The organism is Saccharopolyspora karakumensis (assembly GCF_004349225.1).
Classification (GTDB): domain Bacteria; phylum Actinomycetota; class Actinomycetes; order Mycobacteriales; family Pseudonocardiaceae; genus Saccharopolyspora; species Saccharopolyspora endophytica.
On sequence record NZ_SMLA01000025.1, the window covers coordinates 31,801 to 45,135 of the forward strand.

Here is a 13,335-nt window from a genome sequence, read left to right on the forward strand (position 1 = left end):
GCCAACGACTTCCGCATCGTTCGGCCGCAGGGCGGCCTGCTGCCGAGACTCGCCGGTGATTCCGCTGTTGCGATCACAACGCGGGTTGCCGAATGAGTTCCGCGACGCGACAAACTTCGTTCCTCGACGAGCTCCGCGCTCACGCGAAGAGCAGGCCGGCGGCACCGGCGATCCGGGACGGCTCGGGAAATCTCAGTTATCAGGAACTGATTGAGCGGATCGAGGACCGTGCGGGGCAACTCCGCCGAAGCGGGATTCGTGACGGCGACCGGGTTGCGATCATCGCAGACAATTCAGCCGACTATCTGATTACCGCTTTCGCGATCTGGGATGCGGGGGCGGTGCTCGTCACTGTTTATCCGTCGTCCGGGGAGTCCGATCTCGCTCACTGTCTCGATAGCAGCGCACCGGCGCTCGTCCTGGCCGAATCGCGACTGCTCGAAACCGTATCGGTGATCTACGCCGGGCGGGGGCGGGTGGCCGACATCCATCAGCCGCTGACCGGTGAACCGGCCTGCCCACGCGTGGACGACACGACGCTCGTACCCGACGACCTCGCCCTGATTTGCTACACCTCCGGCAGCACGAACCGCCCGAAGGCGGTCATGCAGCTCCACAGGGGACTTCTCGCCGCCGCACGAGAGTTCGGTCGAGCCTGGCACGTCAGTCCAACGGACCGAACCATCGTCTCATTGCCGATGGCGTGGGCGTTCGGCCTGGTCACCACGTCGATGACCACGCTGCTCGCCGGAGGGACGGTGTTGCCGTTCGCGCGGACAAGACCCGAGCAGATCGTCGATGCCATCAGCAACGACCGCGCGACGTTCCTTGCCGGTGTCACGACCATGTTCGCCAAGCTGGTCGCGCACCTGCGCGAGCTCGGCGAGGAGCGGGACTTTTCCAGCCTCCGCTTGTGCGTATCCGGTGGCGAGCCGCGCAATGAACGCCTCTTCGATGAGTGGCGGATGTACACCGGCTGTCACGTCTACGACAACCTCGCGGCGTCGGAGTGTTTCCCCGTGGTCACCAGCGATCCGGTCGAAGATCCTCCACCGCCTCCGGGATCGGCCGGCAAGGTAGTCTCAGGCGCGGCGATGCGCGTCGTGGCCAGCGACGGGTCTGAGGTCCCGCCAGGTAGCAGGGGTGAAGCCCTCTGGCGAGCACCAGCGATGTTCGCCGGTTACTGGCGAGACACTAAAGCGACCGCAGCAGCGCTGACCCCAGATGGCTGGTACCGCACGCAGGACGTGGTCCGGGTCGATGACGATGGTTATGTCTACGTTGAAGGGCGTATCTCAGACATGATCATCCGTGGGGGGAGCAACGTCTCACCTAGCGAAGTCGAGAACGCGCTGACCGAGCATCCTGCGGTGGCTGAGGTAGCCGTCGTGGGCCCACTCCATGGTGTCTACGGCCAGACGGTCACCGCAGTCGTCGTGCCTGCCGCCGGCGTCACGGCGCAGCCGGTTGAGCTCGACCGGTTCTGCAGGTCGCGGCTCGCGGGATATAAGGTTCCCAGCGCCTTCGTCATGGTCGACGGCCTGCCGCAGAACGCCACTGGGAAGGTCGACCGCCGGCAGGTTCTGATTGATCTGCAAACGCATGGGGTGGCATGAGCATCCGGATCGAGATGGCCCTCGTCGAACTGGGGCGATGAGAGTGCATCGTCATCATGTGCGCTACCACGAGGTCGATCTGCAGGGCTATCTATTCAACGCCCGGTATCTGGAAATCCTGGACGTGGCGATGGCCGAGTACTTTCGGAGCCTCGGGTGGTCCTACTCGGACTTGAATCGGGCAGGAATGGATCCTTCGGTCGTGTCGGCGAATCTCCGTTTCGCGTCGCCAGCACGCTTCGATGACGTCTTGGACGTCGAAACCAGGTGCAGCCGCGTCGGCAGTAGCAGTTTTGACCTCGGATTCACGGTCACCAGCGGCAGTCGGGAGATCGCAACCGCTGAACTGACCTACGTCAACGTCGACGCCGCGGAGACGCGGGCGCAACCCATCCCGCCGAGCATCCGGGCTGTGATGATCGACGATCAGGGAGGAAAACCATGATTCACACGACATTCACGCGACAACTAGGCATTTCCCATCCGGTCGCCTCGGCGGGGATGGCACGCGTCGCTCAGGCCGATCTGGCGGTCGCCGTCAGTGAGGCCGGTGGACTCGGTTGTCTCGGGGGCTCCACGATGATGCCCGACGAACTGTACCGACAGATTCAGTCGATCAAGGCGCGCACAGACAAGCCGTGGGCTGTGAACATCCTCTTGCCGGAGTCGCTGACCACCGAGGACGATTCGGACTGGGAACCGGTGCGTGAAGCGCTCCACCGCATGTCGCCCGAGGATCAGGCCAAGATGGACGGCATCAAGGCGTTCCTCGCCCCCGGCGTTGTCGCCCGCCAAGCTGAGATCATCCTCGAGTCCAGGCCGGCTGTGGTCGTCGTGACCTTCGGAACGCCGAAGTGGTTCATCGACGAATGCAGGCAGCGTGGAATCACGACGATGGCGCTGGTCGGGTCCATCGGTGCAGCGCGGCGAGCGGATGAGGACGGTGTCGACATCTTGGTGGCACAGGGTACCGAGGGTGGAGGGCACACCGGTCGAGCTTCCACACTGACACTGGTACCAGGTGTCGTCGACATCGTGGACAAGCCCGTGCTCGCTGCCGGTGGAATCGCGGATGGCCGCGGGTTGGCCGCCGCCCTCTCGGTGGGAGCAGTCGGAGTTTGGGTTGGGACCCGGTTTGTTGCTAGCCCTGAGGCGTTCGGTCACCAACGTTTCAAGGAACGGGTCGTGAAGGGGGCGCTCAACGAGGTTGACATCACGAAGGCCTATTCGGGCAAGCCCTTGCGATCATTCCGCAACGAGTGGTCTCGGGAGTGGGAGAATAAGCAGGATCAGGCAGCGCCATTTCCACAGCAGTACGCGGTTGCCGGACCATTGGTGGAGAGCGGGTACATCGACGGCGATACCGAGCGCGGAATGATGCCGGCCGGTCAGTCGGTGCAGAACATCCACGACATCCGCCCTGCCGGTGACATCGTCCGTGAGATGAGCGCCGAGGCGGAGCGGATCGTGAAGAACCTCGGCGCGTCGTTCGCTCGCTGACAACCCCGTGCCGCCGGCCAGGTTCCGCGGAAGCGGAACGGAACCGGCGGCACGTCGGTATTTCCGGGGCCGGGTCGCTAGCTGCGTGCTGGGGACGTTGGCCTCGAGGACAGGGTGCATGCAGGGCACTATGGCTGCGCTGTGGGCGTTCCGAAGACGGCGTGAGTGGCGATCAGCACGATTTCCCATCGGAGCGTTGGCCGGGTTTGTGACGGCCCGCCACCGCCGTCGCATCTAGGACAACAGTCTCAAGTACCGAAACCAGGTGGCCGCTTGGTGAACATTCTAGGTGCCGCCGCTGACAACCCGTGGGGAAGATACATCCAACGCTGAGGGACTGCACAACCCGTGCGCGCGTTGACTACGGACCTGCCCGGTTGTTCTAGACAATGAGACGCACCGAAGGTGGTACCGCATGGCACTGTCCCAACGGAGCCCCGTGACAACAGCCTCAAGTCCCGTGAGGCGGCGGCTGGTCATCGGCACCGTCATACTGATGGCGTTCGGTTATGGACTTCAGATGTATGCGATGGTGCCGGCGTTCGGTTCGATCGCCGAGGAGTACGGTCTGGGCCTGACGCAGATCAGCCTGCTGGTGTCCGCCTTCTTCCTCGGCTACGCGCTAGCCCACATCCCTGCCGGGTTCGCAGCGGCGGCGTTCGGCTACAAGCTTGTTGCGGTAGCCGGGTCCGCGCTGCTCGCTGGATCATCGTTGATGGGAGCTGTCGCGGACGGCTACGTATTGTTCTTGCTTTCGCGACTGATTGGCGGGATGTCCATGTCAATCATCGTAGGTAGTGCGATCCCGCTTGCAGCTGCCTGGGCGAAGAAGCGACAGGTCAATCTCGTCGTCGGTGGGTTAGTGAACGGGCTCGGGTTCACATCCGGGGCTGCGGTCGGCCTGTACGTTTGGGTCGCGCTACTCGACCTGGTCGGCTGGCGGATGGGAATCGGACTTGCCGCAGCAATCGGACTGGTCGTCACGGTCGTCGCGGTCAGTGCGCTCCGTGTTCCTGCGGACGTGCCCGAGCTGGGGGGTGGCCACTTCTCCTGGCGCGGCACGTTCGCCTGCCTCCGATCCCGGTCGATCTGGGCGATCGGGATCGGCAGTGTTGCTGCCTACGGAATCTTGTTCACTGTGTCTCAGCTGGGCCCCGATTATGCGGAAGCCGAGCTCGGGTTCTCCGCCTCGATGGCGGGGTTGCTGTCCGTGGTGCTGCTTCTGCTCGGGATCCCGGGTGCGTTCATCGGAGGAGTGCTGGGCGATCGAAGCGCTCGTTTCCTTCCGACGCTGTGGGTTCCGGCCGCGGTCGTGGTCGTCTTGCTCGCTCTTCTCCCTTTTGCTGGGGCGACGTCGGTCTGGTTGGTGCAGGCCGGGATCGGGCTCGTGGGGATGATGTACTTCGCGCCGTGCACGGTCTCGCCAGGCGAGTACCCCGATGAAGTGGCGACGAATGACTTCGGCACCGCACTGGGATTGATCCTCACTCTTGGCAACGCCGGCGCGATCGCATTCCCGTACATCTACGCGGTCACGGCCGAGCACGCGGGGAAATCGGTCGGCTGGTGGGTCCTGACGGGCATCGCCGGGTTGGCAACGACGGCGTTCTTTCTGGCTCGTGAGCCTAGGCGTCGCGCGGTCATCGGCTCGCAAGGCGCGAGCTGAGCGTGGCGGGCGACTCCAACGGTCGGCCAGACCCGGAGCATCGCGGTGGTGGACCGGTGCCGCCAGGCATCCAGTGACCGCGGCGCCCAAATGACCCATCCAGACGACGCCGAGGCACCTGGTTTCGAGACCGGCGAGAAGCTGCAAGTTCGACTTGGCCCGGCGCACGGGCGGCCGTACAGACGTCAGTGGGGCTCGTCGTGGACACGGTACGGTCGAGCCCCACTTCGCCTCCTATCCGGGGGTGCTTTCCGCTGGTGAGCGGCTGGAGAGGACCAGCCAATAACCGCGCTGGCACACGACGTCGTCCTGGTTCACGATCTCCACGAGGGTGGTGACGACGCCGCGGTCGGGCTTGCTCCGCGACGGCCGCACCTCGGCCACCTCTTCACGCACACGGATAGTGTCGCCGATCCGTACCGGCGCGAGCATCTCCCACTCACGGATTCCGAGGAATGCGAGCACCGTACCCATCTTCCAACCGAGCGTCATCTCCAGGCCGAATGCCGCTGCCAGGGCTCCCGGCCCCTGGAATATCCGGCCACCGAACTGGGTCTGCTTCGAGTACTCCTCATCGGAGTGAAGCGGATGAATGTCCCAGGACCACGAGCCATAAGTGACAAGGTCCGTTTCGGTAATGGTGCGCCCGCGCGTCACCCAGGTCATTCCCACGGCGAGGTCGTCGAGGAAGAGTGGTCCGTGGTGGCGTTCGGACTGACCAACGTTGGCGGTCATGTGGACCTTTCTGTTCGTGTTGACTCCAGACGTGGCGCGATGATTCCGCGCACTAACGGTTATCAAGTCAATATCGGCCTTCTGAGGCGACTGTGGGAACATGCAGGGCTCAGAACGTCGCGGTCGCCTACTGCGGGCACGACCTCGACGTAGACGCGGTGCCGCTGCAGCGTTAGGCCAGACACCTCGGGCTCGCAGCGGGCATCAAGGTTCACTGCCGCTCGCAGTTTGACCTGAACGGTGGAGACTGTCGATTCAGCCATGCGTGCACATCCCTATCTCGGATGCTCGTGCGATCATTCCACAGCGGTGACCACGAGTCCGACACTCATGGTGTGAACGTATGCGTGCTCGGGATCGACGAGCTATCCGCGAAAAGCCAGTGGATTGAGCATGTCGCTGGAATTCGTCCAACCTGATCCTGCGCTGCAGAGCTCGCCCGCAGGACAGGCCTGCTGACCGGGCCCTTCTTGGCATGGTTCCCAACGGGATGTCGTGGAGCTGTAGACATTCACACTGACGTTGGCCTGTGACGGGAGCCTAACGTCGGAGTTGGGAACGGCGATCACCCGGAGGACGTCATCCGGGTCGCGAGAGCCGCGGAATTGATCTCCTTCCCCGAGCACATGATCGTCGCCGCTGGCAGGTCCGGTATGGCGCGAGCCGCCACCCGGCACGAGTCCGGCGCTTCTGCGGAGGTAGGCCAAAGAATGATCCTGGACAAGGCTGATGTCGTTGTGGTCGGCGGGGGGATCGTGGGCGTGACGACCGCCTACTACCTGTCTAGCAAGGGCCACGACGTCGTGCTGGTCGAACAGAACGAACTCGCCCACGGTGCATCGGGACGAAACATGGGTTTTCTCTTGACGCACAATCGCAACGCCGGGTACCAGCTCGAACTCTCCCGAGCAGGTCGTGCACTGTACGATGAATTCTTCGCGGAGCTGGGGCCGTCGTTCGAGTATCAGAGCAACGGCGCGGTGACCTACTTCGTCACCGACGATCAGCGACGGGTGTACTCGGAGTTCGTGGAGGCGCGTCGGGCGATCGGTGTGGAGGTTGAACTTCTCGACGCGCAGGCCGCCCGCGAGGCTGCTCCCGTGCTCGGGCCGAACATTCTCGGAGCGGTCTACTGCCCTGATGATGGCCAAATCCGAACGCCGAAGTTCGTCCGTGCCGTCGCCCAGGCCGGCAGGCGTTCCGGCCTCCGCGTCTACGAGCACAACGCGGCATTCGGACTGCTGCGTGACGGTTCGCGGACGGTCGGCGTGCGCACCGCAGGCGGGGACATCTCTTCGGGCCAGGTCGTGTGGTGCACCGGATCTTGGGCGACCATGCTGGCTGCTGAGGGCGTGGACGTTCCGATTGTCATGCAGCGTCTCGGCGCGGTGATGTTCGGAAAGATCGAAGAGAGGCTCGACAAGATCCTGAGCGGGCCTTTGACTGCGAAGAACTATGCTTGCTTTCGAGAGTTGCCGAGCTACCGGGACGAGTACTTCACCTCCTCCTACGAAGACCTCGACGGCGGCATTGAGCACCTGGAGTCGATCTGCCGAACTGAGGACGGAAACCTGTTCGTCGGGTGCCCTATGGATCGTGTTGACGTGGTCGAGCACAGAATCTCCACCATGGGACTGCACCTCACCATTGGCGCCTTGCTCGAGGCCTTCCCGCAGTACCGGGACTTGCCGGTGGAAGGCGTGTGGTCCGGAGTTCTGCCGGGGACTGCTGACTCGTTCCCGATCGTGGACCGCGTTCCGCAGGTTCCGGGCCTGATTCTGGCGACGGGTCATTCCTACGGCAACGTCACGGGGCCGATCACCGGCAAACTCGTATCCGAGCTCGTTTCCGGCGAAGATACCTCGCTGTCGATCAAGGAACTCGCCTACGACCGGCCGGGTCTGGCGATCGACGACGGTGGCATCAATCGTTGGTGACACCGGTCCAACCGACCCCACACGAGTGTGCCCCTCGACCCGTGCAGTACAAGGGGCTCCGACCGGCCAGGACTTTTCCATTTTCAGACTCCGCGGTTTGTGAGGGTCACGATGGCACGCCGTTGAATTCCGACCTGCATTGCTCCAGAAATCCGGCCCCAGCGGCGCAATGACCCTTCCCGGCTCTGGTCGGTGGGATGAGACGTGCTTGTGTCCGCATGGCCAACGGGAAGGACTCGGATGCCTCAGAGTGGAGAGCACCAGGGTGCGGCGGCCGTCGACAAGACGCCGGATTCGCTTCGCAAGGTGACGACGGCGGCAGTCGTGGGGACCGTTGTCGAGTGGTTCGACTTCGTGTTGTTCGGAGCGATGGCCGCGCTGGTATTTGGACGCCTGTTCTTCCCGAGCCAGGATCCAGCGGCGGGGACGTTAGCCGCGCTGGCGACCTACGGCAGCGGCTTCCTGGTACGGCCGTTGGGCAGCATCGTCTTCGGGCACATCGGGGACCGGTATGGGCGGAAGAAAGCCCTCACGCTGAGCCTGTTGCTGATGGGCGTCGCGACCTTTTCGATCGGCTTGTTGCCCACGTACCAATCGGCCGGTGTGCTGGCCACGGTGCTCTTGGTCGTGGCTCGGCTGGTGCAGGGGTTCGCTGTCGGAGGAGAGTACGGGGGCGCCGTCCTGCTCGTGGTGGAGCGGAGCGATGTCGCCGATCGGCGTGGCTTCTACGGGGCCTGGCTCAGCAGTGCCTCGCCGCTCGCCTACATCCTCGTCACCGCCACGATGGCCTCGGTTTCGGCCCTGGTGCCGCCTGCGGAGTTCGACACGTGGGGCTGGCGAATTCCCTTCCTGGTGACCGCGGTCATGGTGCTGATCGGCCTGTACATCCGGGCGTCGTTGTCGGAGTCGGAGCTGTTTAAGGAAGCTCAGGGCAAGAGCGCGGAGCGGACAGAGACTCTCCCCATCCTGGAACTCCTGAAGAGCTCACGCTCTGCCATCCTTTCCGCGGTCGGCATGTCGCTCTTCAGCCACTCCGGGTACTACGTGGTGGCCGTCTACGGTTTGGCCTACGCGAAGGCGGAATCGGGGCTTGACGAGACGTTGTTGCTGGTGCTCATGATGATCGCCGCCGTTGTCTACTTCGCCTCGATCATGATCGGTGGGTACCTCTCGGACCGGGTTGGCCGCAAGGCTCCCATGTCCGTCGGAACAGTCGGTTTCGGACTGTGGATCTTCGCGGTCTACCCGTTGGTCGACCAGGGAACCGCGCTGTCGGTGGGAGCCGCGTTCTCGGTGTGCTACGTGTTCCTCGGGTTGGTATACGGCCCGCTGAGTGTGTGGCTCGCGGAGCTGTTCGACACCAAGGTCCGCTACACCGGCGTTTCATTCGGTTACACGGTGGCGGCCATCGTTGGTGGGGGTGTCGTTCCGTCGCTGGCGGCGTCGCTCGTCGAGCGAACCGGAAGCACCGTGGGTGTGTCCGCGTTGATCTTAGTGGCAGCCGTGCTCGCACTGATCACGATGGCGTTCACGAAGAGGAGCAAGGCGTGACCGACAAGAAGATGCGCGCGTGGCCGCTCGAAAAGTTCGGCGCACCGGACGTGCTAGCTGAGAGAGCAGTTGATGTGCCGGCGCCCGACCGGCACGAAGTTCTCGTCCAGGTCGCAGCTTGCGGCGTGTGTGGCCAGGACGTTATGCGACGCGCGGGCAAGGTCGATCGATTGCTCGGCGCGGTTATGGGGCACGAGATCGCTGGGACGGTGGTGCGTGTCGGTGCCGACGTGACGCGTTTCGCAGCGGGGGATCGCGTGGCGTGCATGCAGCGCCGTGCGTGTCGCAGCTGCCCGGCCTGTCTTCGAGGCGAGGAGGTTCTCTGCGAGACCGGTGTCCTATACGGCGAGGCACTCGACGGCGGGTACGCCGAGTACTGCCTCATCGATGAACTGAGCCTGGCACGAATCCCGGACGCGGTGACATTCGATGCGGCGGCGATCGCGGCATGCGCTATCGGTACGGGTTACCACGCGCTTCGTCTCGCGAATACCCAGGCCGGTCAGCGGGTGTTGATCACGGGCGCCGGCGGAGGTGTCGGTATCCATGCCGCGCAACTCGCTCGAGGTATGGGTGCCGAGGTCGTCGCCGTCACGTCCACGCCCGCGAAGGCCGATCTCCTCACGGGCTACGCCGACGAGGTACTGGTGTTGGAGGAAGGTCGATTCGCACAGCAGGTGCGGGATCAGACCATCCAGCCCGACGTGGTCCTCGACCTATCCGCTCGGCACACCCTTCCTGAGAGCCTCCGGGCGGTCCGACGCGGCGGCGCGGTGATGATCGTCGGAAATCTGGATGGCGGAATGGTCGAAATCCTGCCCGGCGCGTTCATCACCCGAGAGATCCGCCTCGTCGGCTCGAAAGCGTGCAGCCTGCTCGAGCTGGAGGACTGCCTGCGCTTCATTGAGCGCGGCGTCGTCACACCGGTGATCAACGACGTCATGCCGCTCGGGCAGGCGGCGGCAGCGCACCACAGACTCGCCGCAAGAACCGCTCTCGGTCGCATCGTCCTGCGGCCCTGAGGTTGCGGCCGCGCCAAATCCGCGGCCTCCTTCTGCCTGCCGTACGTTGCCTTTGGCAACACCGTTGTGGGATTCCATTCTCGTAACCAGATTGGAAATGTTTTGCAACAGCGGTTCATTTTTGTGACTGAAGACCGGAGTGGGCGCACTGGCTGAATTTGTCACAAAATGAGGACCGCCACTTGTCCATCTCCTGATGTGAGCCTCTGTGTGATTGAGCCTACAGTGCTTGCAATTCAGTGATGAAAAGTCCGTGATTCACGGAACTCGCCTCATTGAATGACGTGCTGTTCGGCCAACTAAACCGCTCCGTAACAGGAGGTGTCGGATGACATCGTTCCCAGTCGGTCAGGTAAAAGCAGGTAACGGTGAGGAAGTACCGCAGTCATCTCTACGTCGGGCCGTCGCGGCCTCGGCGATCGGCAATGCCACCGAATGGTTCGATTACGGAGTCTACGCCTACCTCGCGACTGAGATCACGGCGAACTTCTTCCCAGGAGAGTTCGGCACGCTCGGGACCATGCTGGGGCTTGCGGTTTCATTCGTCCTGCGCCCGCTGGGCGGGATCGTGTGGGGCCCGCTGGGTGACCGCATCGGCAGGCAGAAGGTCTTGGCGATGACCATCGTCCTGATGGGGTTGGCCACCTTTATCATCGGGGTTCTGCCGGCTTTCGGCAGCATCGGAATCTTCGCCCCGCTGCTGTTGATCGCTCTGCGTGTGGTCCAGGGTTTCTCTACCGGCGGCGAGTACGGCGGCGCCGCCATCTTCATGTCCGAGTACGCCCCGGACCGCAAACGCGGGTTCTGGGGGAGTTTCCTTGAGTTCGGCACGTGGGCGGGTATCACGTTCGCGGTGCTGACGGTTTACGGTCTCGAAGCCTTGATCGGCGAAGCCGCGATGGAAGCCTGGGGCTGGCGCGTTCCGTTCATGCTGGCACTGCCACTGGCGCTGATTGGCTTCTACATCAGGATGAAACTCCAGGATACCCCGGTGTTTCGCGACCTCGCGCAGACCGGGAAATCCGAGACTGCCGCGACCAGGGCTCTCAAGCAGGTGATCACCCAGTACTGGAAGCAAAGTTTGGCGCTATTCGGTCTTGCGATCCCGATCAACGTCACCAACTACACGGTGATGACCTACATGCCGACCTATCTGCAGAACACAATCGGCATGGACTCAGCCAGCACCAACACCCTCGCCATCGTCGGCCAGGTCGTCGCGATGGTCTTCATCCCACTCGCCGGCTCACTGTCGGACCGGATCGGGCGCAAGCCCTGTTGGTGGATCTCGCTGGTCGGAGTCTTCGTGCTGGCCATCCCCATGTATCTGTTGATGGCTCAGGGCTTGGTCTGGGCCATCGTCGGATTCTCGGTGCTGGGGTTGATTTACGTGCTCCAGCTGGGCACGATCTCGGCGACGTTCCCCGCGATGTTCCCGGCGCACGTGAGGTATGCAGGTATGGCCGTGGCGTACAACCTGGCGGCGTCGGGGTTCGGCGGCACCGCGCCACTGATCAACGAGTGGCTGATCCAGGTTAGCGGCAACCAGCTGGTTCCCGCCTACTACGTGATGGGCTCCTGTCTGATCGGCATGATCGCGCTGCACTTCGTGATCGAGACCAAGGGAGTGTCGATCAAGGGACGTGAGATCCCCGGTTCCGCAGAACAGCGCATCTCGGCTGTGAGTAGCTAGGTTTCCCGGAGCGACGAACTGTGCGGAATGCTGGAAGCGTGGTTTCTGGGACCGTTGAGCAGTGGCTCGCATGTCGTTGATGTTGCTCCATCACGTGTCTGGGCGTCGGGTCACGACGCCCAGACACGCGCATGTTTGGAAGTTCATGTCGGTCCCCGGAGAAGGAGTGCCGAGGGCGTCATTCAGAGCCTGGCCTCTTCCGCGGTCGTGGTCTCACCGCGCAGATTCGATCCAATGAGCTAGCCGGTCGAGTTCCCGGGTGACCTCCGAGGCGTGCCCGTCGGGCAGCTGGAAGAGGCACCGATCAACCCCGGCCGCGGCATATCGGTCCGGCATGCCCTCCTCGGTCGATGCGTCGAAGAGGCTGATCGGGATACGGGCCCGCCCTACGTCAGCCGCGCGTTGCTGGAGCTTGTCTACGCGATCGGCGAAGGAGTCCACCTCTTCTGGGGTGACGCATTCGGCCAGCCAGCCGTCGCCGACGGCCAAGACGCGGTCCTCCACGGTCGGTCCCATTCCACCCACGAGGACTGGAAGCGGTGACTGCAGGGGTTTCGGGTAAGACCAGACCGGGTCGAAATCGACGAACTTGCCGTGGTATTCGCTGTCTTCGGTCGTCCAGAGCTCTCGCATGGCCGCGACGCGTTCGCACAGGAGCGCCATCCGCGTTCGTGGATCCGTGCCGTGATTGACCATCTCCTCGCGATTCCACCCGGCTCCCACCCCGAACAGGAACCGGCCGCCGCTGAGCCTGTCCACACTGGCCACTTCCTTGGCGGTCGTGATCGGGTCCCGCTGGACGAGCAGACAAATCCCAGTTCCGATCTTCAGTCTGGTCGTAGCGGCTGCGGCCGCGGTGCAAGCCACGAACGGGTCGTAGGTGTGCACGTACATCCTTGGCAGCTCACCGCCGAGGGGGTAGGCCGACTGCCTGCCGGCGGGAATGTGAGTGTGCTCGCTGAAGAGCAGAGCATCGAAACCGCGGTCTTCTGCGGCGGCGGCCAGGTCGTCCGGACCCATGCCGTAGTCCGTGGGGAAATAGCACACGCCGAACTCCATCGGCTACCTCCTCGGTGGGGTGGTGTGTTCAGTCCGCGGCTGAACACACCTGGTGGGTATCGAGTTCCCTGCGCCCGTCGATCTCGCTGACTGGTTTGGCAGACGGGATCGGACTCCGGTGACGCGCTATCGCGCGACGGGCCCGGCCCGGTCTCCGTGCGATTCCATCGACGTTCTCAGAGGGCCGATGATGCTCACCAAAACAGTCAAATCCGCGAGCGCTCTGCGAACACTGTTGCGCCGGTGACCATGCGTGGCCATCAGTTCGTCGCCAAGTTCGGGCAGTGTCGGTTGTGGGCATTCCAAGCGACCCCATCGCCGTTCGGTGGGGCACTGAGGGCTCCCCGGGATTCAGCCTCGGTAGGTCTGGTGAGCGGCCGTGGTTGCGGGGCTGCGGCTTGCGCTTGACAAACGGGTGTAAGCAAGAGATCGCGCAGTTGGGCGAAGTCCGGCCAATGGTGGAACTGATCGGCGGCCCCCGCCTCTCGGAATTTTCACAGCCGCAGGCCTGAAATGCAGCCATTTCACCACTGACCAGGCACGGACATCGTCCTTA

Annotated in this window: 10 protein-coding genes; 8 read left to right on the forward strand and 2 right to left on the reverse strand. The window is 63.5% G+C overall.

Features of this window, described 5'->3' with window-relative positions:
- Positions 1 to 92: 92 nt before the first annotated feature.
- From E1202_RS17270 to E1202_RS17285, 4 genes are all read left to right on the forward strand, one after another.
- Positions 93 to 1,616: a class I adenylate-forming enzyme family protein gene (locus E1202_RS17270; RefSeq protein WP_132684188.1), complete on the forward strand. Its 1,524-nt coding sequence runs from the start codon at positions 93 to 95 to the stop codon at positions 1,614 to 1,616.
- Between the two features lie 58 nt (positions 1,617 to 1,674).
- Complete coding sequence (locus tag E1202_RS17275; protein ID WP_207918717.1) at positions 1,675 to 2,061, forward strand: acyl-CoA thioesterase; 387 nt, start codon at positions 1,675 to 1,677, stop codon at positions 2,059 to 2,061.
- Positions 2,058 to 3,116 (forward strand): NAD(P)H-dependent flavin oxidoreductase, encoded by a 1,059-nt coding sequence (locus E1202_RS17280; protein WP_132684190.1) that lies wholly within the window; start codon positions 2,058 to 2,060, stop codon positions 3,114 to 3,116. The genes E1202_RS17275 and E1202_RS17280 overlap by 4 nt, the downstream gene beginning before the upstream one ends.
- A 460-nt stretch (positions 3,117 to 3,576) precedes the next feature.
- The gene (locus E1202_RS17285; protein WP_165943890.1) at positions 3,577 to 4,782 is read left to right on the forward strand and encodes an MFS transporter; all 1,206 of its coding nucleotides are present in this window, start codon (positions 3,577 to 3,579) and stop codon (positions 4,780 to 4,782) included.
- Between the two features lie 234 nt (positions 4,783 to 5,016).
- On the opposite strand, the gene E1202_RS17290 is transcribed toward E1202_RS17285, so the two are convergent.
- The gene (locus E1202_RS17290) at positions 5,017 to 5,517 is read right to left on the reverse strand and encodes a MaoC/PaaZ C-terminal domain-containing protein (RefSeq protein ID WP_132684192.1); all 501 of its coding nucleotides are present in this window, start codon (positions 5,515 to 5,517) and stop codon (positions 5,017 to 5,019) included.
- 710 nt (positions 5,518 to 6,227) lie between these two features.
- Here E1202_RS17290 and E1202_RS17295 point away from each other — a divergent pair.
- The 4 genes from E1202_RS17295 (at position 6,228) to E1202_RS17310 (ending at position 11,720) form a co-directional block, all read left to right on the forward strand.
- Positions 6,228 to 7,454, forward strand: a complete 1,227-nt coding sequence (locus E1202_RS17295) for an NAD(P)/FAD-dependent oxidoreductase (protein ID WP_165943891.1) — start codon at positions 6,228 to 6,230, stop codon at positions 7,452 to 7,454.
- A gap of 240 nt (positions 7,455 to 7,694) precedes the next feature.
- Positions 7,695 to 9,005, forward strand: coding sequence for an MFS transporter (locus tag E1202_RS17300; protein ID WP_132684194.1), 1,311 nt, complete (start codon positions 7,695 to 7,697; stop codon positions 9,003 to 9,005).
- A complete protein-coding gene (locus E1202_RS17305) occupies positions 9,002 to 10,027 on the forward strand; it encodes an alcohol dehydrogenase catalytic domain-containing protein (RefSeq protein WP_132684195.1) in 1,026 nt (341 codons plus the stop codon). The genes E1202_RS17300 and E1202_RS17305 overlap by 4 nt, the downstream gene beginning before the upstream one ends.
- Positions 10,028 to 10,355: 328 nt before the next feature.
- Entirely contained in the window at positions 10,356 to 11,720 is a 1,365-nt protein-coding gene (locus E1202_RS17310) for an MFS transporter (RefSeq protein WP_132684196.1), read from the forward strand.
- A gap of 213 nt (positions 11,721 to 11,933) precedes the next feature.
- Here the strand turns inward: E1202_RS17310 and E1202_RS17315 are convergent, their stop codons facing one another.
- Positions 11,934 to 12,779: an LLM class F420-dependent oxidoreductase gene (locus E1202_RS17315; RefSeq protein ID WP_132684197.1), complete on the reverse strand. Its 846-nt coding sequence runs from the start codon at positions 12,777 to 12,779 to the stop codon at positions 11,934 to 11,936.
- Positions 12,780 to 13,335 lie beyond the last annotated feature (556 nt).